This window comes from Arthrobacter sp. UCD-GKA (assembly GCF_001863355.1).
GTDB lineage: Bacteria > Actinomycetota > Actinomycetes > Actinomycetales > Micrococcaceae > Paeniglutamicibacter.
On the sequence record NZ_MOLR01000004.1, the window covers coordinates 448,497 to 473,110 of the forward strand.

General features: G+C 59.2%; 22 protein-coding genes and 1 pseudogene. 11 read left to right on the forward strand and 12 right to left on the reverse strand.

Annotated features, from left to right (window positions below; genetic code table 11):
* Positions 1 to 5 precede the first annotated feature (5 nt).
* Positions 6 to 1,181, reverse strand: a complete 1,176-nt coding sequence (locus BLJ79_RS08365; RefSeq protein ID WP_071214241.1) for an acyl-CoA dehydrogenase family protein — start codon at positions 1,179 to 1,181, stop codon at positions 6 to 8.
* A 67-nt stretch (positions 1,182 to 1,248) separates the two neighbouring features.
* On the opposite strand from BLJ79_RS08365, the gene BLJ79_RS08370 reads away from it, so the two are divergent.
* Genes BLJ79_RS08370 through BLJ79_RS08380 form a run of 3 tightly spaced genes read left to right on the forward strand, consistent with a single transcriptional unit; the run spans position 1,249 to position 2,655 of the window.
* A complete protein-coding gene (locus BLJ79_RS08370; protein WP_175475422.1) occupies positions 1,249 to 1,695 on the forward strand; it encodes an FAS1-like dehydratase domain-containing protein in 447 nt (148 codons plus the stop codon).
* A complete protein-coding gene (locus tag BLJ79_RS08375; RefSeq protein WP_071214243.1) occupies positions 1,692 to 2,138 on the forward strand; it encodes a MaoC family dehydratase in 447 nt (148 codons plus the stop codon). The genes BLJ79_RS08370 and BLJ79_RS08375 overlap by 4 nt, the downstream gene beginning before the upstream one ends.
* Positions 2,139 to 2,154: 16 nt before the next feature.
* Entirely contained in the window at positions 2,155 to 2,655 is a 501-nt protein-coding gene (locus BLJ79_RS08380; protein ID WP_071214244.1) for a thioesterase family protein, read from the forward strand.
* 487 nt (positions 2,656 to 3,142) lie between these two features.
* Here the strand turns inward: BLJ79_RS08380 and BLJ79_RS08385 are convergent, their stop codons facing one another.
* From BLJ79_RS08385 to BLJ79_RS23700, 6 genes are all read right to left on the reverse strand, one after another.
* Positions 3,143 to 4,615, reverse strand: a complete 1,473-nt coding sequence (locus BLJ79_RS08385; RefSeq protein WP_071214245.1) for an aldehyde dehydrogenase — start codon at positions 4,613 to 4,615, stop codon at positions 3,143 to 3,145.
* Positions 4,616 to 4,680: 65 nt separating this feature from the next.
* A complete protein-coding gene (locus BLJ79_RS08390; protein ID WP_071214246.1) occupies positions 4,681 to 5,781 on the reverse strand; it encodes an NAD(P)-dependent alcohol dehydrogenase in 1,101 nt (366 codons plus the stop codon).
* 199 nt (positions 5,782 to 5,980) lie between these two features.
* On the reverse strand, positions 5,981 to 6,298 hold the full coding sequence (locus BLJ79_RS08395; RefSeq protein WP_071214247.1) for a 2Fe-2S iron-sulfur cluster-binding protein: 318 nt from the start codon (positions 6,296 to 6,298) through the stop codon (positions 5,981 to 5,983).
* A gap of 37 nt (positions 6,299 to 6,335) precedes the next feature.
* Positions 6,336 to 7,559 carry an NAD(P)/FAD-dependent oxidoreductase gene (locus tag BLJ79_RS08400; protein ID WP_071214248.1) on the reverse strand — a complete coding sequence of 408 codons (1,224 nt, stop codon included), beginning with the start codon at positions 7,557 to 7,559 and terminating at the stop codon, positions 6,336 to 6,338.
* Positions 7,556 to 8,878: a cytochrome P450 gene (locus BLJ79_RS08405; protein ID WP_071214249.1), complete on the reverse strand. Its 1,323-nt coding sequence runs from the start codon at positions 8,876 to 8,878 to the stop codon at positions 7,556 to 7,558. Before BLJ79_RS08405 ends, BLJ79_RS08400 begins: the two co-directional genes overlap by 4 nt.
* Positions 8,879 to 9,026: 148 nt before the next feature.
* On the reverse strand, positions 9,027 to 10,136 hold the full coding sequence (locus BLJ79_RS23700) for a helix-turn-helix transcriptional regulator (RefSeq protein WP_083411116.1): 1,110 nt from the start codon (positions 10,134 to 10,136) through the stop codon (positions 9,027 to 9,029).
* Positions 10,137 to 10,419: 283 nt separating this feature from the next.
* On the opposite strand from BLJ79_RS23700, the pseudogene BLJ79_RS22330 reads away from it, so the two are divergent.
* A pseudogene (locus tag BLJ79_RS22330) lies at positions 10,420 to 10,781 on the forward strand (transposase); the annotation flags it as partial.
* A 165-nt stretch (positions 10,782 to 10,946) separates the two neighbouring features.
* On the opposite strand, the gene BLJ79_RS08420 reads toward BLJ79_RS22330, so the two are convergent.
* Together BLJ79_RS08420 and BLJ79_RS22335 are read right to left on the reverse strand one after the other, a co-directional pair.
* Entirely contained in the window at positions 10,947 to 11,945 is a 999-nt protein-coding gene (locus tag BLJ79_RS08420; protein WP_217641843.1) for an NAD(P)H-dependent flavin oxidoreductase, read from the reverse strand.
* Positions 11,938 to 13,671, reverse strand: a complete 1,734-nt coding sequence (locus BLJ79_RS22335) for an AMP-dependent synthetase/ligase (RefSeq protein ID WP_083411118.1) — start codon at positions 13,669 to 13,671, stop codon at positions 11,938 to 11,940. Before BLJ79_RS22335 ends, BLJ79_RS08420 begins: the two co-directional genes overlap by 8 nt.
* A 282-nt stretch (positions 13,672 to 13,953) precedes the next feature.
* On the opposite strand from BLJ79_RS22335, the gene BLJ79_RS08435 reads away from it, so the two are divergent.
* From BLJ79_RS08435 to BLJ79_RS08460, 7 genes are all read left to right on the forward strand, one after another.
* Positions 13,954 to 14,757, forward strand: a complete 804-nt coding sequence (locus BLJ79_RS08435; RefSeq protein ID WP_071214255.1) for an enoyl-CoA hydratase-related protein — start codon at positions 13,954 to 13,956, stop codon at positions 14,755 to 14,757.
* Between the two features lie 2 nt (positions 14,758 to 14,759).
* Entirely contained in the window at positions 14,760 to 15,893 is a 1,134-nt protein-coding gene (locus tag BLJ79_RS08440) for an acyl-CoA dehydrogenase family protein (RefSeq protein WP_071214256.1), read from the forward strand.
* 39 nt (positions 15,894 to 15,932) lie between these two features.
* Complete coding sequence (locus BLJ79_RS08445) at positions 15,933 to 16,838, forward strand: SDR family oxidoreductase (RefSeq protein WP_071214257.1); 906 nt, start codon at positions 15,933 to 15,935, stop codon at positions 16,836 to 16,838.
* A gap of 499 nt (positions 16,839 to 17,337) precedes the next feature.
* Positions 17,338 to 18,615: an MFS transporter gene (locus BLJ79_RS08450; RefSeq protein WP_071214258.1), complete on the forward strand. Its 1,278-nt coding sequence runs from the start codon at positions 17,338 to 17,340 to the stop codon at positions 18,613 to 18,615.
* 675 nt (positions 18,616 to 19,290) lie between these two features.
* The gene (locus BLJ79_RS23915; protein ID WP_353615470.1) at positions 19,291 to 19,629 is read left to right on the forward strand and encodes a PaaI family thioesterase; all 339 of its coding nucleotides are present in this window, start codon (positions 19,291 to 19,293) and stop codon (positions 19,627 to 19,629) included.
* Between the two features lie 250 nt (positions 19,630 to 19,879).
* Entirely contained in the window at positions 19,880 to 20,272 is a 393-nt protein-coding gene (locus BLJ79_RS08455; protein WP_071214259.1) for a hypothetical protein, read from the forward strand.
* 174 nt (positions 20,273 to 20,446) lie between these two features.
* Positions 20,447 to 21,274 (forward strand): DDE-type integrase/transposase/recombinase, encoded by an 828-nt coding sequence (locus BLJ79_RS08460; protein WP_139194781.1) that lies wholly within the window; start codon positions 20,447 to 20,449, stop codon positions 21,272 to 21,274.
* Here the strand turns inward: BLJ79_RS08460 and BLJ79_RS08465 are convergent, their stop codons facing one another.
* The 3 genes from BLJ79_RS08465 to BLJ79_RS08475 are packed head-to-tail and all read right to left on the reverse strand — an operon-like array spanning position 21,275 to position 24,496.
* Complete coding sequence (locus BLJ79_RS08465) at positions 21,275 to 22,294, reverse strand: tyrosine-type recombinase/integrase (RefSeq protein ID WP_071214261.1); 1,020 nt, start codon at positions 22,292 to 22,294, stop codon at positions 21,275 to 21,277. It abuts the gene before it with no gap.
* Positions 22,281 to 23,255 carry a tyrosine-type recombinase/integrase gene (locus BLJ79_RS08470; RefSeq protein ID WP_071214262.1) on the reverse strand — a complete coding sequence of 325 codons (975 nt, stop codon included), beginning with the start codon at positions 23,253 to 23,255 and terminating at the stop codon, positions 22,281 to 22,283. Before BLJ79_RS08470 ends, BLJ79_RS08465 begins: the two co-directional genes overlap by 14 nt.
* Entirely contained in the window at positions 23,252 to 24,496 is a 1,245-nt protein-coding gene (locus tag BLJ79_RS08475) for a tyrosine-type recombinase/integrase (protein ID WP_071214263.1), read from the reverse strand. The genes BLJ79_RS08470 and BLJ79_RS08475 overlap by 4 nt, the downstream gene beginning before the upstream one ends.
* Between the last annotated feature and the right edge of the window lie 118 nt (positions 24,497 to 24,614).

Genomic DNA, 24,614 nt, shown 5'->3' on the forward strand with positions numbered 1-24,614 from the left:
GTGGGTCAGCTCCTTGGCATGCCGAGGATACGTTCGGCGACAATGTTGCGTTGGATAAAGGTGGACCCGCCGGCGATGGCGGTGCCGCGGGACTGGTTGGCCAGGCGCAGCCAGCTGCGGGCCTCGGCCGGATCGTCTTCGAGCTCGAACTGGTCTGCCAGCGGATCCAGTGAGAGCCGGAAGTCGGCAAGGTCCTCGACCAGCGGGCAGAAGTACAGTTTGCCAATGGAGGTCACGGGCCCGGGAGGGGCGCCGCCCACGGCGTCTGAAATAACGCGCTGCCCAATGGCGCGGTGGATGAGCACCCGCCCCCACAAGTTCGCGATCTCGTGTTGGATCAGCGGATCAGCGCCCAGCGGGATACCGTCGGAATCCTCCATGGTGCGCACCTCGGCAATGATGTCTTCGATTGCCTTGGTGGTGTTGACCCTGCCGGTGGCGATGGCGACGCGTTCGAAGGCAAGGGTGCCCATGGCGACCTTCCAACCTCCGTCAACCTCGCCCACCACTGCGGAATCCGGCAGGAATACATCATCAAGGAAGACCTCGTTGAATTCCGCCTCGCCCAACATGTGCTCCAGCGGGCGAATGGTCACGCCCTGGGCGTCCATGGGCAGCAGGAAATAGGTGATGCCCTTGTGCCGCTCGCCCCCGCCGGTTCGTGCCAAGAGAATGGCGTGGGCCGCAACCTGGGCGCGACTGGTCCAGATCTTTTGCCCCTGGATGCGCCATCCACCTTCCACTTTGCTGGCCTTGGTGCGCAGCGAGGCGAGGTCAGACCCGGATTCGGGTTCCGAGAAGAGCTGGCACCAGATCTCCTCTCCGGTCAGGATGGGGCGGAGGTAGCGTTGCTTTTGGTCTTCGGTTCCGAAGAATGCGATGGTTGGCCCGGAAAAATCTTCACCAATGGTATTCAGTCGCTCGGGTGCCCCAGCCCTGTCGCATTCCTCCGTGAAGATATTGCGAATCCGTTCACCGGCCTCCTGTCCGCCGTATTCCTTCTGCCAGGCAAGGCCCGCATAGCCACCGCCATGGAGCATCCGTTGCCATTGCCTCCAGAACGGAGCCTTAGCCTCGAGATCTGCCGGCTCCGGCCAGGGAAGACTGGGCAGATGTTCCGCCAACCAGCCTCGAACCTCCTCGCGGAACCGCGATTCGTCTGCTGTTTCCTCGAAATCCATCACTTCTCCCTCCACTAAGACTTTTTGTAAACTATACTATAGGTCAGACCAAATGAGGAGGAATCGTATGGGAACACTTATCGGAACCATCGTTGACGAGATCACGTTCACCGTTGAACGCGGCAAGGTCGCCGAATTTGCGCGCGCGACCTACACCCAGGACCCGGTTCACACGGACCAAAACGCCGCGGCGGAGGCCGGCTTCGCCTCCGAACCAGCGACCGGAACCCACGTGGTGGTTGCCGGGCACCACCGGGACCAGCGGGCCGTAGTGGCCCACCTTGGCCTGGAGCTCAGTCGCATCGTGGTCGGTTCGGTCAAATGGGAGTACGAACGACCATTGCTGGTTGGCGACAACCTGACCGGCATTCGCATCATCATCGGCGACGAAACCAAGGAGGGGAAGCGCGGAGGCTCCATGCGCGTCATTACCCTTGAAACCAAGTTCCGGGACAAAAACGGCCTCATGGTGAGCCGCCAGCAAGAAACCCTGATTGAAAGGGGCCAATCATGAGGCGCCTTGCCACCGCTTCCATCGGCATGCGTCCCGCCCCGAGGACGATCGGCCCAGTCACTCTAACCGACATCGTCAGATTCGCGGGGGCCGGAGGCGATTTCAATCCGCTGCACCACGACGTCGAATTCGCCGCCAAGGCCGGATTCAAGGCGCCCATTGCTATGGGCCAGTTCACCGCCGGACTATTGGTCGCTTGGCTGACCGACTGGTGCGGGGTTGAAAACCTGCGAAGCATCGAGGCGCGCTTCACCGCGCCACTGTCGATCGGCGACACGGTGGAGCTGTCAGGAGAAGTCGCCGCCATCAGGCGGGTTTCGGAGAACGAATCGCTGGCCGATCTCAAGCTCACCGCCAGTTGCCGAGACAGCAAAGTCATTACCGGGCAAGCCACCGTCCGCATCCGTACAATAACCAATCAGACCCGTCTCAACACGAATTAACCAAAGGAGTCACCCTGTGCGCCAGCTTCCCGATTTTGAACAGGTCAACGCCCTGCCCACCATATTCAAGGGCACAGTTGCCCCCGAGTACATCGACATGAATGGGCACATGAACATCAAGCATTACCTCGAGTTTGGTGCAAACAGCACCTCCGCCCTATGCGACGACGCGCTTGTCACCACCGGTTACATCGCAGAACGCGGCATGGGCGTCTTCACCGCCGAGCACCACCTGCAGTACCTCGGGGAATTGCGCGAGGGGGATGCCTTCTCCACGCATGCCCGGACCCTTGACCGCAGCGACAAAGCGATCCATGTCGTCTCGTTCCTTCTCGATCGCGAACGGAACAAGATCTCAAACATCTTCGAAACGCTCCTAGTCCACATGGACATGGCCACCCGCCGCCCTACGCCGTTCCCCGACGACGTGGCAGCGCTTTTTGATAAGCAGATTGCCGCTTCGAATTTCCTGGGCTGGGAGGCACCGACTTCTGGTGCCATTGGGATCCGCCGCTAGCCAAATTGGTAATTCACCGGATGAAACCCTCCGCGAAGTAGCATCTGGTGGCATGTGCGCAACCGGCCGCGATGGTGCAGCGGGCGCGTTCCTCGGGGAACGAACAGGTCGAGCTATGACTTCAACGTCGGCGGGGCGACAAGAGCTGGTGTAACAGTTGAGCCCGGGCTCTATGGGCAAACTATGAACTTGCACACCTGAAAATCCTCATGATGTCCGACGCCTGCGACTACCTGACATGGCAGACAATCGCCCCGAACCAGGGGGGTGTCATCGCGTAAACCGCGATGACACCCCCCTGGTGTTTAGAGCGCTCAGTGGTCACGGCGCTCGTTCTCGAGGCTCCACAGTAACGATTCCCCATCAGGGTTCCGTAATCCCGGTAGTACAGCCTGTCCTTGGACCCCCTGTGCCGGGTGGGATGGACTCCTGATCGTGGTTCCATGCCCACCCGGCGTACGCGGGATGCTTAAGACTTTTTGTCTGGCTAGAGCATCTTTGGATCCAGGTAGATGGATTTCACCTGCTGATAGCTGGCCATGGCCTCGGGACCGAGTTCACGACCCAACCCGCTGGCCTTGATTCCACCGAAAGGGGCGTTGGGTTCGTTCACGTAGTGGTTGATGCCGATGGTTCCACTTTCGATGCGACGGGCAACAGCCTTGCCGCGTTCCTGGTCAGTGGTCCAAACCGACCCCCCGAGTCCAAACTCGCTTGAGTTGGAGATCGCGATGGCCTCTTCCACATCCCCGTAGGGAATCACCGAGAGCACTGGGCCGAAGATCTCTTCACGCGCAATCGTGGAGTGCGGGTCGACATGGCCAAACACCGTCGGTTGGACGTAGAAGCCCCGCTCAAAACCCGAGGGGCGCCCGCCGCCTGCCACCAATTTTGCGCCTTCGCTGCGCCCCTTCGCGATGTAGCCCTCAACCCGTTCCCGCTGGCGTTCGCTGGTCATGGGACCAATCTGGGTTGCGGGATCGAAAGGATCGCCCACTACCAGGTTGCCGACAAAGGATTCGAAGATTTCAAGAACCTCATCGTAGCGCGATCGCGGAGCGAGGATCCTGCTGTTCAGCCAGCATGTTTGTCCGCTGTTGAACATCGTCGCCCCGAACAATTGCTCCAAGTTATCTTCGAGCTTGGCATCATCCAGGACAATCGCCGCGGACTTGCCCCCGAGTTCCAATGAGACTGGACGAAGCAGGCGGCCGCATTCGGCAGCAATGATCCGACCTGCGGCCGTTGACCCGGTAAAGGCGATCTTATTCACGTCCGGGTGAGAGACCAAGTGTGCGCCAACCTCGCGATCGCCATGGACGATGTTCAGGACGCCTGCCGGCAACCCGGCTGCGATCGCGGCCTCGGCCACCAGGTATTGCTCCAACACGGTTTCCGGAGCCGGCTTGAGGACCACAGTACACCCGGCGGCCAGTGACGGGGCAAGCTTCATGAATGTCAGGGCCATCGGCACGTTCCACGGCACAATTGCGCCGACCACGCCCACCGGGTCGCGGCGAATCAAGGTGACGCCACCGAGCATTCCCGGGCGATACTCTTCCGTCCCCGTCAGGGCCAGTTCGGAGTAGTAGCGCACCAGCAGACCGGGGAAGACGGCCTCAATCGACGACGACGTAGCCCACGGCATGCCATTTTGGCCAGTTACCCGACGGGCAATTTCCTCACCGCGGGCGTCAAGTTCCTGGGCGAAACGTTGCAACACCTCGCCACGCTGTTCCGCCGTCCAATTCGACCAACCCTGCGGATCGTCGAAGGCTCGACGGGCAGCGGCCACTGCCGCATCGATATCACCTTTACTACCGACCGGGACGGCGCCGATTTGTTGCTCGGTGCTCGCCGAAAAAACCGAATGGATCTCGGGATTCGATGGTTTGCGCCACTCTCCTCCCACATAGAAGGAATCGTAGGTGATCTGGTCCTGCACATTGGTGATGGTCATGATTCAAGCCTTTCCCTGAGTGTGTTGGAACCGGTGCCGCGGACCCATGCCCGGCACGAAGATGCTTATGGAATGAGGACAACTTTGAGGACTTCACCGCGGCCTTGGGCCTCGATGGCCTCATTGATCTGCGACAGCGGCATCTTGGTGATCAATTTGTCGAAGGGAAAACGTCCTTCGAGGTGGTACTGCACCAATTCCGGGATGAAGGCCTCCGGATCACTGTCCCCCTCCACAATTCCCTTGAACGAGAGGCCACGGGCCTGGATCTCCAGCAGGCCAAGGGCCAGTTCCGCCGTCGGATCCGACGGCACGCCGAGCATGCCCACGGTGCCCCGCTGGGACATTGCGGCAATGACGTCGGTAAGCACCTTAACTGAGGCGGTCGTATCAATCGCGTAGTTAACTCCCTCCGGCAAGACGGCACGTACCTGCTCAGAGACCAGTCCGTCGTTTGGGTCGATAACGTGCGTCGCGCCCAGGCTCAGGGCGAGCTCTCGACGTGCGGCGACCGGCTCGGCAACGATGATCGTGCCCATCTCGCGCACCACCGCACCAAGTACCGCCGAAAGTCCAACCGAACCGCCACCGACGACCAACAGGGATTCGCCCTTCGCACACGGCAGCGAACGCAGGACGGCGCCGGCACCGGTCTGGACGCCGCAGCCCAGCGGCCCGGCCAGCTCAAGCGCAATCCCCTCCACAAGTTTTACAACATTTCGTTCCCGGGCAATGGCATGGGTGGCAAAAGAAGACTGCCCAAAGAAGTAGCTTCCTACCGGTCCGCCATCAAGACTCAACGGGCTAGACCCATCGGGGCGGCTGCCGGTGAAATTTCGGGCCATGAATTCCACGCAGTACGACGGCATGCCCAAGTTGCATTGCGTGCACTCGCCACAGCTGTTAAAGGTTGCCCCGACCCGGTCGCCCACAGCAATACCGGTAACGTCCGGACCGACGGCAACAACGGTGCCCGATCCCTCGTGGCCCACTACGCCCGGGAATGCAAACGGCAGCTGTCCGTGCTGTACGGCCAGATCGGTGTGGCACAGGCCAACACCGGCAATCTCGACCAATACCTCGTCAGCCACCGGATCGGAAATATCCATTTCCTTGATCGCGAATTTCTGGTTGACGCCTTCAAGTGTTGCTGCTGAAATCTTCATTTTTCCCCTAGATATCTCGTTGGACTTTCGAAGCAATACGTCGGACCACCAGCGGGCCCGCGGGGGCCCCGCTGGTGGTTGACACATGCACTCGGGTGTGCTTCTGGTTCGTCTCGTCAAGAACTTTCTTGGTCCAGTTCCGGGGGCCAGCCCCTTCAGGGAATGACCTCTGGAACCGTCCTACATGGCCGTCTGCCAGCTAGTTGGAGCAGGCGACCCGGATCCGGGCGCCGCAGGCAGCCTCAGAAACGATGAGTTGGCACGAGAGCCGTGAGGTGGGTTGCGCGTCGTCGAGAAACTCAATCAAGTCGTCTTCATCCCTGGTTGATTCTTCGAAATGCTCCCGCGCCGCTTCATCGAGGTAGACGTGACAGGTCGCGCAAGAGCAACTCCCGCCGCACTCCGCGACGATTCCCGGCAGGTTGTTGCGCACCGATCCCTCCATGACCGATCGGCCGTTGTCGACGTCGATGACGCGTTCGGACCCATCGGGAAGGATGTAAATAATATTCGTCATTTTTGCTCCTGACTTGGATAATTAAAGACGTAGCGGATCAGTTGCGCACTAGTTGAAGCAGATCCGCGGTCGGATCGAAGTTCGCTGGTGAGCCATCCGATCCCCGGGTTGCAAGAATTCGCTTTGCCACCATGAATTCACGGGAAGCGTTGACTGTTTCAGCGGCCACGAGCCGGCCATTGGCGTGGTGAAAGAGGGAGTAGCTGCCGCTGCCCGGATCCCCGCGCACAGCCGTCTCGTACTCTCCGTAAACGATCCCTGCGATCTTGAGTTTCAGATCGAATTGATCAGACCAGAACCATGGCACATCGTCGGGGGTCCGCGGTTTCCCCATGATGGCCTCAGCGACATGTCGTGCCTGCTCGACAGCAGAGGGAATGCTTTCCAGGCGCATGCGTCCGACGATTGAGAACTGCGTGTCGACCGGGCGGTTTGAGACATCGCCGATGGCGTAAATGGAAGGATCATTGGTCCTCCCCGAGTCATCGACGGTGATTCCGTTCTGCAACTCCAGACCGATCCGCTTGGCCAGATCGACACGCGGCGTGGCGCCGGCCCCCACAAGGACCGTTCCGCACTCAATGGATTGTCCGTTGGCAAGCTCAACCCCACCAGCGAAGCCACGATCGCACCGGAAGCCGGCAATCTCCACACCGGTGCGAATCTCTGTGCCCTGCTCACGGTGGTAGGCGGATAGCAGTTCCGAAAGAGCTGGACTTGCGACCCGACCAAGAATCCGTTCTTCACGCTCAAGAATCGTCACCTCAACTCCCAGTGCGCGAGCCGCCGCTGCAACTTCAAGTCCGATGTAGCCGCCACCGATGATGACCAATGGCCTTCCGATGTTGAAGGCCTCCCGTAAGACGGAAGCGTCTCCCCGTTCACGCAGCGTATGGATTCCCGCCAAGGTGTCTCCGGGAAGCGGTAGCCGGCGGGGTTCAGCGCCGGTCGCCAACACAAGGATGTCGTAGTCGATGACCGCGCCCGTGCCTAGTTGAACCTGCTTGGCTGCCGCGTCCACATCCAGCACCATTTGCCCAAGCTGCAACGTGATGTCTTGTTCGGCGTAGAAGTTAGCACCGTACAGCCACTTCACGGAGTCGTCCGCGAAGGACTTGGACAATGGAGGACGGTGGTACGGGGGGTCGATCTCCGCCCCGATAACGGTGATCGGACCGTCGAAGCCGTCCCGGCGCAATAGCGCCGCGAGCGTTCCGCCGGCGTGTCCCGCCCCTACAACGACGACGTGCTTGCCGGTCATTGGATTTCAATCTTCATCGGCCGGTTCTTGAGACCTCCCACGAAGTTGGTTTGAACCACCTTGCGTACGCCGGTCAGCTCCATTGACTTGATCTTCGGCAGCAGCTCTTCGAGCATGATGCGGAGTTCCATCTTGGCGAGGTGCTGGCCGATACACATGTGCGGTCCGTAACCGAAGGAGATGTGTCGGTTTGGCTTGCGGTCATAGCGGAATTCGTCGGGAGCAACGAAAACGTCCGCATCGCGGTTTCCCGACTGGTACAGCAGCATGAAGCGGTCCCCGGGTTCGATCCGTTGGCCGCGAAGTTCGTAGCTCGTCAGCGCTTGGCGAGTGAATTGCTTAACCGGCGAGCCCCACCGCAAGGCCTCGTTGATCAGATCGGGAATGCCCGCCGGATTTGATTGCACCGCAGCAAGCTGGTCCGGGTGCTGAGCCAATGCCTCAAAGCAACTGGCCATCGTGGAGGAGGTGGTGTCGTGGCCTGCGGTGGCAATGGCGATGAACCAGCCATAGGCGACTTCCTTGGCGAAATATTCTCCATCATCGTTACGCGCGTTGGCCACAATCGAGGCCAAGTCGTCCGTGGGCTCCGCCCGACGAGCTTCGACCAAGGCGTCAAAGTAATTGTAGAAGTCCTGAATTGTTGCGGCCCACTGCTGGGCAGCCGCATCTGGCGAGGTTGGTTCGACGTTCTCGCGCTGCGCGTCGGGATCCGCTGTACCGAAGAAGTCCTGGGTCAGGGCCATCATGCGCGGCTCGTCCTCGGCCGGCACCCCGAACAACGTCATGATGACGTGCAGCGGGTAGTACACGGTGAAGTCCTGGACGGCGTCCAGTTCATTTGTTCCGGGCTTGAGCCTGAGATCGATGGCCTCCCGCGCGAGTTCGCGGATGCGTCCTTCCCACTGCTTCAGCGAGGCTGGGCGGAACCATTCGGTGGCAATATCCCGGACCATCGTGTGCTCCGGCGGATCAAGGTATGTCAGTGTTTCCAGGATCCGGAGGCTGCCCCCGGTGAGGCTCTTGGTGAATTCGTCATCGGCTTGGGTAGCAAGAATGGGGTTGTGCTCACCCGGGGTGGCTCCGCCGCTGGAAAAGATTTGAGGTTGGCGCTCGATTTCCATGATGTCTGCGTGTTTTGTCACCAGCCAGATTGGATCGTATCCTTCGACCTTTACTTTTGCCAACGGCGCGTTTTCGCGTAACCACTGGTAGGCAGCGAAGAGGGCTTCGTCGTCGCGGTGTCCTTCGGGTAGGACTACTTGGCGCGCAACCTTGTCAGGAACAGTGGTTGTCGCCTCTTGCTGATCAACGGTCATTGTGACTCCTTGTGATGGGTGTGCCCCCAGCCTAGGAATAAGTGATGACGATCACATCTGCCGAAGTGGGTATCTTTCTACCTCAACCCACTGCTTCCACAACAGCAGGTCCCAGGCACACCGCAATTCACGAGGGATTTGACCGAGGTCAAGGTTGCTGCCGAAATATTTCCGCGGCTTGGGTTCGATTTGATGCGCCCAATTTTCTTAGGATATTACGCACATGGGTCTTGGCCGTTCCCTCGCTGACGAAAAGCCGTTGACCGATCTCACTGTTGGTCTGCCCTCGCGCAAGCAGTCTCAGAACCTGGTTTTCGCGACGAGTCAGCACTTCCGAATCATCGACGCCATCGAAGTCCGCGTCGCGGACCCTGTCGGTTCCTTTCACTGTCAAAGTGTCCACTCCGTTTCCGCGCATTATCGCCCGCATGGATTCCATACTTTGCTCGATCCCCGCGTGGAGCTGCGTGATCCCTTCCAGCGCACGAATGCGCTCCAAGGCAATACCCGCGCCGCCGCAGATCAACCCAACAAGGTCGCGGTCGAACGCATCAACGCTCCCGGTTGCGGCATTGACGTCCAAGCTGACGAATCCCGTCACAATTTGGCCCGCCAGCAACGGGGCTGAAACATAAGACTCCGATTCCGTGATTTCGATAAGCTCGGGATGCACCCTAGGGCTTTTCCTGATGCCTTGTTGGAGCATCGCCTTGCCCTGCTGGATCATCTCGTACTCAAAAAGCCCGCGCAATTCCCGAAACGGAGGCTGCTGACCAGCCCGCAAGAGGAGCTCTCTTTCGTTCTCGCCGTTGACAGTATGGACGGATCTCGTGACCCACCGCATGTCGTTGACGGTTGAATACATTGCCCGGACGAAGCCCAGCTTGACGAGCTCAGTTGGGAGCAGCTCGGAAAACTCCCGTTCGCTTTCCGCCGCGCGAAGCAGCTGAAGGGCCCGGTCCGCCTTATGCATCATGTCGCCGCGCATGGCCAAGTTGTGTGTCAGGATTCGATTGCGGAGCAACGCAACTTCACCGGTAAGCAATTTCAGATTCTCCACCCAACCATCAGGATGTGGCTCGGGCTGACCGCGCGCAACCAACCGGCGCAATGTGGAGTCGGCATGCTCCAATGCCCGGTTGACACTTTCCCAACCTCGCCCAAGTCCTGCCGGTGAATGCCTCCGGTTTTCAAGTCCTGCAACAACATCAAGAATGGCATGGGCCTGTGACAGCATTTCCTCGCCCGATTCCGACATCCGCGGCTCCTTATTCACATCCGTAAGATAGAAAATATCCCTTGTACCGGCATCGTCTCCAAGGTCACTGATGCGATTTCCAGGCTTTCAAGGTCTCGGCCAGAATGTCGCCTGTTCGACGTGACCTCGCTAGGAGTGTAGTCACGACGATGGTCACATGATAGTCCTATCCCCTACAACGCTCCCAGCGACCCGATTTTAACCAAATTCGGACGATTCGGTCTTACCATTTGCATTAATTATACAAAGTAAGGCGCCATCGTGCGATGGTCAGTACTCGGAGATCATCAAGATGCTCGCCTCCTCGCATCCCAAAGTCGTGGCGATGCTCCGGGACGCCCGCGAGGACGTCTTGGCCTTTGCCGGGTTCCAGGCCGCCATTGGCGCAAAATTTGGTCCACAAATTCCACGGAGCCGGCCAACAAAGAAATCAAAAGACGAACCGATATCGTGGGCATCTTCCCGAACCCCGAGGCCCTGCTCCGGCTGACCGGCGCCGTGCTGATGGAGCAGCATGACGAATGGGGGGCCGGGGACCGCCGCGACCTCTCGGAGGGCTCCATAACCGAGCTGAGGAGCATGGACCAGCAGGTCAATGACATAATTGGAGAAAAGACTTTGCTACCCGAACTCACCGCTGCATAATCAAACAACTGGCCCGCACGGTGTTGAGGAAACGCCACCATTCCAGGGGACGCAGCCAACCAATGCTGCACAGTCGAAGTGAGGGTCAGTCTGCCCGCTTGCGCTCCTTAGGGCATCGGGTTTCCACCAGCCTTCTGGCGGGTTCCACAAGCCCGGTAGTTCATATCATCCAGTCGCCTGATATTCGGCCGCTATGCTTGCCGCGATCTCTGCCACTGGTGCGATCCGGTCTATCTGGCCGACGCCCTGACCCGCCCCGAAGATGTTCTTCCATGGCTTGTTTTCACCGTGCGGATTCGAGAAATCGATCTTGCCCCTCTCGGCAAGTTGTTCGGGGGCAAAGCCCACCTCGTCAAGGCTTTCGTTCAGCCAGCTGCACAGCACGCCCGTGACCGCGGCCGTCGCGGTCACACCGGAGATTCCCGCGTTCACCAGCATATTGCGGTATTTCTCATTGGCCAGCGATTCCTCGGCCCCAATGAAGCGCGTACCCATGTAGGCCATGTCGGCGCCCAGTGCCTGGACGGCGCGAACACCCCGCCCGGTGGAAATGGCGCCACCGACCACCAGCGTGCCGTCAAAGAATTCACGGACCTCATCGACAAAGGCAAAGGGCGAAAGTCGTCCGGTGTGCCCTCCGGCGCCGTGGCAGACCAACACCAGACCGTCCGCACCTGCGTCGGCGGCCTTGCGGGCATGTTCCACGGACATGACATCGGCAAACACCTGTCCGCCATAGCCGTGGATCTGATCAAGCACGCGAGATGGGGAACCGAGCGCCGTGATCACCACATCGGGCTGATATTCAGTCATCAGCTCCAGCTCGGCAGCAAACCGGTCATAGGTCCGGTGCGCGATCTGGCTTACCGCCCATTGGGGCTTCTCCAATTCGCTGATGCCCTCGCGAATAGTGTCCAACCAAGTCACTAGATCCTCATAGGTTCGTGCATTTTGGGTGGGAAACGATCCGGCCAGACCCGCCCGACAGGACTCGATGACCAATTCGGGGCCGGAAACGAGGAACATTGGTGCCACCATCACCGGGACGCGCAACGCTCCCAGGTCAAGGCCTTTGGCGCGGGTCGGGGTCGGGGTCGGGCCAACGGATACAGTTGCGAGGTTCGGCGTCATGGTGTTTTCTCTCAGCTCTTCGTTGTTAGGCATACAAGGCGTCGATGACGTCTTCGTAAGAGGACATGATGGAATTTCTCCGCAATTTCATCGTCGGGGTAATTTCGTCGCTTCCCGGAATCCATGGCGTGTCGGGAAGGTGCCAATTGCGTACGCTTTCTGCCTTTTGGAGTGTTCTGTTCACCCTTTCAACGGTCTTCTCAACTTCTTGGACCACCTCGGGGCTGCGTATCAGGCTGGAGAACGGTCCGGCCAAACCCTGTGCTATGGCAAATTCACTCACAGCATCTTCGTCAAGGGCTATCAGCGCAGTCACATAGCGGCGCCCCTCGGCGACCACCATGGCATAGCTAACCAACGGGGAAGCCTCACGCAGCGCGGCCTCAATTGCCGCAGGGGCAACATTCTTTCCGGTTGCAGTAATCATGATTTCCTTCTTGCGGCCGACAATACTGAGGTAGCCGTCGGAATCAATTGAACCAAGGTCACCAGTATGGAACCAGCCTTCTCCATCAAGTGCACCCGCGAGCCCTTGGGTGTCACCCATATATCCGGAGAAGAGATTGACGCCACGGATTAACAGCTCACCGTCTTCGGCCACACGATGCTCCACGTCATCAAGAAAAACCCCGACCGTGTTCAATTTGAGGCGCTCGGGCGGATTCATGGTGCACATGATGGCTTCCGACATCCCCCAAATATTGCCGACCGGCAATCCCACAGCTGACATGGATTCAAGGATGTCCGGCGAAGAGGGCGCAGTGGCAACACCGCGGTATTCGGTCCGATGAAGTCCTAACGCTACCCGTATGGGAGCCAACGTTTCCAGGTCGGAATTCCATTGGACTTGTTCATCGGAGGTGAGCGTTTTGCCTTCTTGTTCGGCGCGCACCCACCGGCCGGAACGAGCCAGCGCATCAGCAAGGAGCTGGTTCCCTGCGGCCGTTGCCCGAATTTGGGCCACAAGCTTTTCGTAGACCCGTGGGACGCTAAAGAACCGGCTTGGTTCTACAGCTCTCAACGTGTCGTAGAGTTCGCCGGGGGTGGGCACCGACGTGACAGTAACTCCGAATGCCAGCGAAAGGTAATGGCTCATGAACCGCTCGGCAATATGGCTTAAGGGTAGATATGAGAGGACGTGTCCACCCGAGCTGACGGGAGCGATTCGATTTGTATTACGCAGGCTCAGTACGATGGCCCGATGTGAGAGTTTCACTGCTTTCGGCGTTCCGGTGCTCCCAGAGGTAAAGATCAGAGTTGCGTCATCTTCTGGGTTGACGTGTCGCCATGGTTCCTGGGACAGGTTTGCGCCGGCGGCGGCAACGGTTTCCAAGGATAGGCCTTGGTAAGTATCATTTTCACCCGCTATAACGATGCTTACGTCAAAATTACTCGTCTTCGCCACTGCAATCGCCCGCTCGATGGCAGCCGCATCCACTACGATAAAACGGCTTCCCGATACTTCCATCAGATTTGCTATGCGCTCGGCGGGATCGGTGACTGCCACCGAGAAGGGAACGGCTCCGGCGTGCAGCAGGGATGTATCCACGACGTTGAATTCCGGGGCATTTTTCATCATCAGTGCGACTGGTTCATGTGGCTTTACCCCGACGGTTTGCCAGCCTCGGGCCAGTCTCCGCACCCGTTCCCCATAATCTTTCCAACTGCACTCCGAGTCCTTGTCCCGGAGTGCAATTTGTTCCCCACCCGCGTCAACACTGCGTAGGAAGAGCGAACAAAGCGTTTGATTTTCGAGCATTTCTATGGACCTCCGAATAAGGAAGGAGAAGTGTGGATCCTGTACGACGGGACTGCGGACCCAATAGTCTGGTCCGTGGTCCGGCCATGCCGATGACTAGCTTCCGTGCTTCCGCGAGTTCCGTAGTGGCCCGTTTCCGCAAGTTTTCTTAAGACTTTGCACCAAGGTATTGATAACGATCGTTTACAACAGTACTGTTTGTCAATAGTAGGACCATTTAGCGGGGGTGGAAAAATTTCCCTTGCAGTGGTCCACCAGTACCCATACAACAGGAGGAACCTCGTGGTATCTGTCGAAGACTTCACCGACATCACCTACACCGTTGACAATGGACTTGCCTGGATCACCATCAACCGTCCGGAACGATACAATTCGTTCCGGGCGCGCACCGTTGACGAGTTGGTCCTCGCCTTCAAGAAGGCATGGGGCAGCGACGAGGTAGGGGTCATTGCGCTCACCGGCGCCGGCGACAAGGCATTCTGCACAGGCGGAGACCAGAAGCAGCGCATGGAGACCGGCGATTACGGCCCGTCCGAGAGCGGCCTCTTCGAGGTCGACTCGCTGCACCGCGTCATCCGCGACACACCGAAGCCTGTCATTGCCGCAGTCAACGGTTTCGCAATCGGCGGCGGTCACGTCCTGCACCTGCTGGCGGACCTGACCATCGCTTCGGAGAACGCCATCTTCGGCCAAAACGGGCCGCGCGTCGGCTCTTTCGATGCAGGCTTCGGCACGGGGCTGATGGCCCGAGCCATCGGCGAGAAGCGCGCCCGTGAGATCTGGTTCCTGTGTCGCCGGTACAGCGCCCAACAGGCAGTCGAATGGGGCTTGGCAAACAAGGTGGTGCCGTCCGAGCAGCTGCATGCCGAGGTGCGCGCCTGGGCCGACGAGATCCTGCACCTCTCCCCCACCTCCCTGAAGGTGCTGAAACAGTCCTTCAACTCCGACACCGAGCACTTTGCAGGCATCGGGCAGATGGCATACTCGACGTTGAAAATGTTTGGCGAGTCCGACGAAGCGCAGGAAGGCATTGTGGCCTTCAACGAAAAGCGCCAGCCCGACTTCTCCTCATACCGGGGCAACTAACCATGCGACTCTCCGAAGAACAAACCACGTTCGCGGAAGCAGTTCGAGACTACTGCTCGCAGAACACCGCGACCGTAGCCCAGCGCTTCGAACTCACCAACGACGGAACCGAAACCACCAGCCGGCAGACTTTGGCAGATTTTGCCGAATACGGTTGGCTTGGCATCTCTCTACCTGAGGAATATGGTGGTCAGGGCGGGTCGTTTACCGATGAGGTGGTTTTCCTTGAGGCTGCTTCGCGAGGACTGGCACCAGCCCATGCATATTCAACCGGGCTCACCGCCGCCCAGACTTACCTCAAATGGGGCAATGATCTGCAGAAGAAGACGATTTGCTCCAACCTTGCCGCAGGCAAGTTGGAAGCCATCTCACTCTCCGAGCCGGGAACAGGTTCGGACCTGGCCGGCATCATCTGCAAGGGTGTTCGCGACGGCGACGAGTATGTCATCAACGGACAGAAGACCTGGTGCACCGCCGCCCATCTCGCCGAGCACCTGCTGCTGCTGGTCCGCGAAGACAACACCGGGGGGCGCCACTCGGGCATGACCTTGTTAATGGTTCCCACCAGCACCCCTGGCATTGAACTTCGTGAGATCCGGACCATGGAACCACACACGGTCAACGACGTATTTCTCACCGACGTTCGGGTTCCGGTCAGTGCAGTGGTCGGCGAGGCCAAAAACGGTTGGAAGCAGTTGATGCGTGGACTGAGTGTCGAGCGTGTCATCATCGCCGCCATGAGCCTAGGCGCGGCCCAGCGCTCGCTGGACGATGCGGTTTCCTACATGCGCGAGCGTGAGGCATTTGGCGTCAAGATCTCCACCTTCCAAGTCCTGCGCCATCGCATCGCCGATTTAGCCACCGACATTGAAATGGCCCGCTCATTTGTCTATGACATTGCGTCAAAGATCGACGACGGTCTGGAAGACGGACTTGGCAAAGAAAGCGCCATGGCCAAAATGCGCTGCACCGAACTGGCCAAGCGTGCAGCCCTTGAAGGCATCCAGATCCTGGGAGGCAATGGCTTCACCGTCGAGTACGGGATGGAGGCCCAGCTACGGGCAGCCATTGCCCCGCCCATCTACGGGGGAAGCAACGAAATCCAACGAGAAATCATTGCCAAGGCCCTGATCTAACTCAACGGGTCACCACTACCATCCTGAATAGAGGGAATCATGTCACTACCAGCTCCCACCCCATTCTCCCCGAATGCCCTTGCCGGCAAGCGCATTCTTATCACCGGCGGCGGCACCGGACTAGGCCGTGGCGTGGCCCGCCACCTCATTAATCACGGCGCGGAGGTCCATCTATGGGGCCGTCGCGAAGCCGTTTTGCAGGAGGCCGCAAACGAGGCCTCGACCGACAATCCGGGCCGTGCCTATTACCAGACGGTGGACGTCAAGGATTACGAGCAGGTTGACGCCGCAATGGAAGAGATATGGGCAAACTATGGTCCGCTCACAGGGGTCATCAACAATGCGGCAGCCAACTTCATTGCCCAAACCAAGGATTTGAGCCCACGCGCATTCGACGCCGTTGCTGGAACGGTCATGAACGGTTCATTCAACACCACACATGCTGCAGGTAAACGTTGGATCGACGGGGGGTTGCCGGGCAGCGTACTTTCAACGCTGACCACCTGGATCTGGACTGGTTCCGCCTATGTGGTCCCCTCCGCGATGGCCAAGGCCGCAGTACATTCCATGACCATGTCATTGGCTGTCGAATGGGCCAAATACGGGATCAGGCTCAATGCGCTAGCCCCCGGCCCCATCCCCACCGACTATGCCTGGGAAATGTTGAATCCAACAGAAAACAGCGCGGCAGGTGCGACGCAGCAGGACCAGGTGCCCGCTGGACGCATGGGCACCATCGAGGAACTTGCCCACCTGACAATCTTCATGATGTCGGATGCATGCGACTACCTGACAGGGCAGACAATCGCCATGGATGGCGGCCAGATGCTCGCGGGGCCCGGTACCTTTGCCGGATTGAACTCGATGACGGACACAGACTGGACTGAGGCCCGGGAAAAGAGCAAGGCCGCCACCGCGGTCACCAAGGCTCAACGCTCGGTTTAGGTATCGTTGAGGGAGGGTACTGCGCAAACCGCCGTGTCCTCCCTTTCCGCCGCGGCGGTTGATTCAAGATCTTCCGGTCCCTCATGGGCAGTTGCCCAGAGAAATGGCCACTTACCCTTTATCGCAGGTACGTAGTCCTAGGATTTCGTGATTTCACAGTTGCACAGGCGACGTAGAGCCGCACCCAGACGTTTCGCGAGCATTCTGAAAATGAGGTGCGCGCCCTTGCCCGTCCGGGCGGTTTAACTCCGCGAGTGAGTTTCTTTCAAGCTACCGGTGGCAATCGCGTCCGTGCTCAAGTGCTCAGTCACGTCCCGGTAAAAACCGATCTTCCTCGTAGATTGGTTACGAGATTTGCTTCCGCCACAAGTCCTGCAATCTGACCTCGCCGTTTACACTCGTCGACGGCGTATTTGACTTTTATTCCCTTCAAACTGACGTGACCCATGTCTGCGATCAGCCGAAGTATTCATAAACCATGGAGGCAATCGTGAGCGCTATGTCGGAGCAAAGAACTACATCCAGTACAACACCCGGACGACAGCTAAACCCGTGGTGGTTCGTTGTCACCGGATTCCTGACCTTCCTTTTTGGTACCAGTACGGTGAACGTCTTGTTCAACGTCCTCGGCGAATCTGTGACCACCGAACTCGGTTGGGAGCGCCGAATTCTCAGTAACGGCCTGTCCATCGTGACCATCCTGACGGGTGTGAGTATCCTTGTCCTGGGTTTTCTTGTAGATCGATATGGACCCAAGCGCCCGGCCGTGCCCATGGCCCTCATATTCGGTCTCGGTCTGATGTTGCTTGCAACCATGCCGTCAAGCGAAATAGTGTTCTACCTGATCTGTGTACTGATCGGTGCCGGAGCAGGTGCGGTGAACCCCGTGGCTCACTCCACCGTCATCACCGCTTGGTTTACCAAACGCCGCGGCCTGGCACTGGGCATCCTGATGACCGGACTTGGGGCCTGTGGTGTGATGATGCCCTACCTCGGGATGGCCTTCCTCAACTGGTTTGGCTGGCGCGGGGCTTTCCTAGGCATAGGGCTGCTTTGCACGCTCATCCCGGCCTCTGTGTATTTCTTTGTCACCCGTATGCCACCCGAGCACGAACGCGAACGGTTGGAGGCCCGTGCCGAAGGTTCCTCGGCCGGTTCTGGTCTTTGGAAAATCGCGAAATCCTCACGTCAATTTTGGTTGCTGGCCGCGGCCATCTTCTTGATCTCTTCAGCCACCTTCGGGATGCTTTCCCAAGTCGTTCCGATCACCACGGACAAGGGCATCGCATCCTCCGTGGCTGTCACCGTGCTCTCGGTCTTTAGTCTCAGTTCGGTCGCAACACGTTTCTTGGTCGGCTTCTTGCTGGACCGAATTTATGCACCCTTGATTGCAGCGGTCATCTTTGCCCTCTGCGGCGTGGGCGTTTACCTCATGATCCAGTCGGATTCTGTGCCATTCATTTTCGTTGGTGCAGTATTTATGGGGCTGGGCCTCGGCGCAGAGGGAGACATCGCCGCCTACATGACTAGCCGCTACTTTCCAAAGCACTCATACGGTCGAGTTCTAGGGTTCGTCTACTTCTTGTACGCACAGGGAGGAGCCTTTGGAATCTTTGTCCTCGGTAACAGCTATGCCAGCACCGGGACGTATGAGTCCGCGACATGGCTAATCCTCGGTATGGTGGTTATCGCAATTTTCTCCATACTGGCAATGGGTCCCTACAAATACTCGATCAAGTACGACAAACTCGAGGAACGCGCAACCATCAGCCACTAAGGTTCAGTTATCCGGTTAAGGACGTGTCGACGAAGGACCCTGATACTGCTGCTCACGCAACAATGAAATAGAAACCTCGGACAGTGCGGCAATTGCGCATTGTCGCCCGCCTTCCGCACCGTTGCGCAGCTCGCAGGCGCGGTTGCGACATTCATATCCAAAGGGACAGCAATGCCAGAAACTTCCATCCAAGCGACCCATCGCGGAATTGACCGACCTAATAATCCGTTGCTCCCGGTGCCAGGCGGTACTGTCGATCAACTTTTCAGGATCGAAAATATCGTCGCCGAGAACGGTTCAGTGCATGGCAGCATGCGAACCGGGGCTTGGGTTGAAGGGGCAACGGGGGCGTCCAGCTCCGGTGCCATTGGAGTGTTGATGGACGTGGTGTTGGGCGGTGCCGCCATGCGGTACCGACCAACGGGTTCGTGGGCGGTCACCACACGTTTGGACCTGAACTTTGTCAGAGACCTGCCATCGGATGGTTCAGTCGTGGATGCATCGGCTTCGTGCGTGAACGCCGATGACATGGGTGGCATGGCTACTGGTATCGCAAACGATGCCGACGGAAATCTTCTGGTGCAGGGAACCACGTGGATCCAGTTCACCCCTCGGATGCCGGACGCTGAACGGGAGCGACGAACTCCTCCCGCGCTACGACTGCTTCCGTGGTCCATGCAGGAGCTACTCGGCGCAACCGCCAGAACAGACCATCCAGGACTGAGAGTTCCAGCGAATCCTAATCTCCTCAATGCGCACGGAACGCTACATGGCGGGGTCGTTGTGGCCGTGGCAGAGCACGCCGCTACCAGGCATCAGGATACCGAAGGCATGCATTTGTCCGCCCTCAACACGACCTTTCTGCGTCCAGCCCACGGCGAACTAACTGTGGAAGTGCGCGACACTCACCGAGGTCGAACATTGAGTGTGCTCGAGGTAGCCATTGCTGATGCCACTAGACGTAGCTGTGCGGTCTCCACCGCAACATATCGACGCCGAGAAATCTTGCGCTGACCTAGCCAGCCCGGATCTCCTAACAAAGACGTGCAGTGCCGAAGAGCGGCTTCCAAACAAGTCGAAATTCGCAAGGTACAACTCCCATAGCGGTCCACTGCCGCCGAAAAGCTTCCTGAATAATCGAAGCAAATCCGATTCGGCTCAGTGTAGACAATGGTGGTGAGTTCATCAATACCCAGCTCATCGAGTGGGCGCAGGATCGAAACATTGACCTGACTAGGGCACGAGCATATAAGTTAAAGACAATGTGCATGTCGAGCAGCGCAACCGGGACTGGGTCCGCCGCCACGTCTTCAGGTTCCGCTACGAGGGGCCCGGGAAAATGGCCCTGCAGAACGAGTTGTGGGAGCTGGTGAACCTGCGCAAGAACCACCTGCTGCCGATGGTCAAGGCCAGTGGCTACGGCGCGGCGCGTTCAGGTCGCAGGAAACGCACCTACGACAAGCCGCGGACCGCGGACCAACACATCGTGGATCTGGAGGCCATGGACCCGGAGCATGCCGAGGCCCTCGCGGACGTCCAGGGGTTGAATCCGACGGTCTTCACCCGCCGCATCAATGCCAACCAGAACCAGCTCATCAACCGGGCCAAGATGCGTGCAAGCCCGAGGATGCCTTATTTGCCGTGCCGAGCAAATTAGTTGACGTATGCAGGATTATTTCGCGAGTGCTGAATAGCGCCAGAGGGTATGCTGTTCTGGCGACTTGGTAGTTTCGTTCCGGATACATGGTAGTGCCTTGGGGGTTTTCGTGATCGTCTGAACTGGTCGCCACACAACACGGTGCGGCGACCAGATCAGAGGAGAAATACCTTGGTGGATTATCAAGCCATCATGTCCTTGGTTTTCAAGGGCCGGACCTATCAAGAAATCACCGCGTCGGCAGGTTGCTCGCATCGTGATGTCTCGACCGTAAATAAAGCCATCAAGGCTGCCGGCATTACTGCCGACCGTTTTGCGTCAATGACAGCAGCGGATATTGGGCAGCTCTTCCCAGACGGGCGCAAGACCGTTTCCCAGGACTATGCGGACCCGCATTTCGCATCGATCGTCGAAGAGATGAAGCACAACCGGTTTTTCACCTTGCAGCAGGGTTGGGTGAAATACCTCGGCTCAACCAGCGAGCGGAAGAAATACAGTTACTCGCAATACTGCGAACTATTCAACCGGTTCGCCGCCGTCACCGACGTCGTGGCCACACTGCAACATGAACCGGGCAAGGCAATGTTTGTGGACTGGGTCGGTCCGACCCTGCCGGTCGTGGACGCCGTGACCGGGGAAGTCAGCAAGGCGTACTTCTTCGTCGCTTCGCTGCCGTATTCCGGGTTGGTGTTTTGCCAGGCGTTCAGCAACATGAAGCAGGAAGCCTGGAATCAGGCGCACGTGAACGCGCTGGCGTTCATCGGCGGGGTTCCGCAGCTGATCGTCCCGGATAATGCTCGCACCGCGACCCATAAGCGCACCCGGGCGGACAACGAGGTGGTGGTGACCAAGTCCTACCGCCAGCTCGCTGAGCATTACCAAACGGCGATCGTGCCGGCCAGATCGAATCGGCCCCGTGATTATCCCGGGCATTCCGTTATCCCGAGCTTGCCGCGAAATCCCCTTGCTGCATTGGATTTCTTGAGGCCTTCCTCGGGATAACTACTTGAGTCCAGCGAGCCGGAGAATCAAATCATCGGGTCCTTTCCAGATCGGGGCGAGGTCGGGAGCTGTGCCGGCAGCCCTTTGGATGGCCTCGCGCACCATCTGGTTATCTGCCGAGGCATAGATTTCGGTGGTGGAAATATTTGCGTGGCCCAGGAATTCCTTGATATGCGGCAGGGGCACCCCGGCACGCAGCATCTGCATGGCACGCGCGTGCCTCAGCTGGTGGGCATGGACCTGCTTGGGGACCTCGGGGCATTGCTCCCGGGCGATGGTCGCATACTTGTTGAGCATGTAGGCGACGTTGTCCTGGCTCATCTGATGCCGCTCTGCGGCCCAAACCGTATAGAACAACCACGCACCCGGGCCGACCGGGGCCGGGTGGAACATCTTCAGGTATTGCTCCAGGTGGCGCCCAGTCTTGTCCATGATCGGCACCGTTCGTGTCTTGCACCCCTTGCCGGTCAGTGTCACCGCGCCGTGTCCCGCCGTGGTGACGATGTCGGCAGGGGTGAGGTCCAGAACTTCCTGGATGCGTGCCGCGGCGTCGAACATCAGCAAGATCAGCAGGGTGTCCCGCAGCCCGTGGGCGGTTTGTTGCCCCGGCGCCCGGATCAACGCCTCCACCGCTTCCATACCCAGTGCATCCGGTGCCCGCTCCGGTGCCCGTGCGGGGCGGACCCTTTTGACGTCCAACCAGGTCGCTACGAGTGCCGGTTCTTCTCCGGCGCAGTACGACAGGAAGGACTTGATAGCGGCCAGCCGTTGGTTCGCCGAGGCGGCACTCAGGTGCCGGGCATCCGTGATCCACGCGATGAACTCGGACATGCTGCTGTAGGTGATCGCGTCGAAGCCGACCTGTTCCAGCTTCAGGGACCGGGTTTCGCCAAGAAACTCCAGGAGGGTGTTCAGTGCCGTTTTGTAGGAGCGGATGGTGTGTGGGCTGAGCCGGCGCGACCGGGGCAGATAGATCGTCAACCAGCTTCGGACCAGGGTGAAGAAATCATCGGATTTCATGGTGTGCCTCCGGGAACATGGATTCGATGCTGGTGTTGGCGATGCCGCGCAGTTCGGGGTGGAAGTCGGCGGCCAGATGGAAGTAATACCAGGTATCTTCCGTGTTGCTATGCCCCAAATGTAGGCTCAGATAGGCGACCAACGCCTCCGGGCTCTTCCCGGCGAGCACGCCCCTGTTGATCACTTCGATGACGTGCGCGTGGCGCAGGTCGTAGGGGCGCGGAGGGGAACCGGGGCTCGCCGTGATGAGCGGGTCGGCGGCGGACAGCAGCTCGTGGAACCAGCATTCCGGGGTTGCATTGCTGTAGAAGTTTCCCTGGTGGTTGGGGAAGAAAGGGATCCGGTCCGGGTGGTGGGAGCTGATTGCTGCGTCGTATTGGCGGCAATACTCCTGCAGGTCCGGTGACAGGAACACCATCCGGTCCTTGTGTCCCTTGGACTCGCGGATCATCACCGAGCCGTGGGCCAGGTCGACATCGTTGCGGTGGAGTTTCCTTGCTTCGCCCGGGCGTAGGCCCAGGCAGTAAAGCATCCGGAACATCACCGGAATGATCAGCTCGCGCCGGCCGCCATACGGCGTCGGCTGAATCGTGTCGGCGGCATCGAAAAGTGCCCGCAGCTCCCGGTGGGAGAAGATGTGCGGGCGGTAATGGACTTGCCGCCCGGGAATGCCTTTCGGGATGACATAGGCTTCGGCTCCCACCGAGGCCATGTATTTGGCGAGCTGCCTGACCGGGCTGATCCGTCGCATCTGGCCGTTGACGTGCTCATCGGGACGTTTCACCACCCATTCCATGGCCATGTCCTTCGAGAGGGTGGCTTGGGTTGGATAGCGCTGGGAACACATGGTGTCGAAGGCCAACAAATGCCGTTCCGAGGTGTCATACGGCAACCCCATCGCGTGCTTGAGCTCCAGCAATCCCTGGATCTGGGGGGCCAAGCCGCTGGCAAACCCATTCATGGCCGTGCCTCTTTCGGCTCGATCCCCACGAAGTCCAGGCAGCATTCGCGCATGCGTTCCTCGTCGGCGGCCAAGTAGTGCTTCGCCGAGGAAATGCCCCGGTGGCCCAGCGCCCCGGAGATCACCGGCAGCGGCGTGCCGGCTTCGAGCATCCTGGTGGCAAGGGATGCCCGCAGCACACGGAAACCGTGCCCCATCTCGGGCTGGGAATCGAGGCCCGTCCGGGAAAAGGCACCGGCAGCCATGTGGTGCAGGCCATTCGAAGGCGCCAAGGCAACGTAAGGGGCCTGGGTCCTCAGGAACACGTGCTCATCGTTGACCCCGGTGGGCCTGTTGTGGAGCAGGTAGTCGGCGATGGCCTCCCCGACGTCGGCCAGCAGCGGCAGGATCAGCAGCGTCCCCGTCTTGTGTTGCGCCAAGGTGATGTGTCCGTGTCTCCAGTCGATGTCCTGCAGGCGCAGGGCGACGATGTCGACGGGGCGTAACCCGGTGCGGGCGCCCAGCAGCAGCATGGCCCGGTCGCGTCTTCCGCTGACAGTGCCTGGATCAGGAGAGTTTGCGATCAACCCAATTTTCTCGGCGGGAAGCGCAGACACATGTCTCACGCGCCGTGCACCACTCCTCGGCACTGCCCGTACGAGCCCTGAGCATCCCGCGGATTCTTCAAGAAAGCGACACAGCACCCGCATCGCGGAGAGCACCGTCCTCATGCTGCCAAGCTGGTAACTTTCCGCCAGTGAAACCAAAGCCGAGGCCACGTCGGCACCGGCCAACGCGCCCAGGTCCGTGGTTCCCTGGCCTTGCCACGATGCCAGCGTTCGGCGAGCAACCGTTGCATGCAGGTCTTGGGTGGCTTGGGCCAGGGACTGGTGGGTCAGCCACGCTTCGAAGTGCTCCTGGACCGGGCGAAACACGTTGTTGAGCCGATCGTTCGGGGTGGCGTGCTTGGAGATCTTCCACCGGTAGGTTCCGGTTTGATTGACCTCCGCCAACACCAGGGCAGTCTTGCGCAGGAGCTTGTATTTCCATTCCTTGAACCGGCCCTCGGCTCGTTCGGTTGTCAGGAACCGCAGGTACGACACCAGGGCTTCGTCAGTGAGCTCGCTGATTCCATTCTCGGAGCAGAACACCTCAAACCTGTGCCAAGCCCACCGGTACTGCATCAGCGTCGAAGCTGCATGATTGAGCCTGAGGATCTCGGTATCGGCCTTCGAGACCAGCTCGGCAATGGGGGTAATCATTTCTTCCTCACCTCTTGTGAATGTGAACAGGGTGAGTCAGCGTAGTCCCGCTGTGTTATCCCGAGGAAGGCCTCAAGAAATCCAATGCAGCAAGGGGATTTCGCGGCAAGCTCGGGAT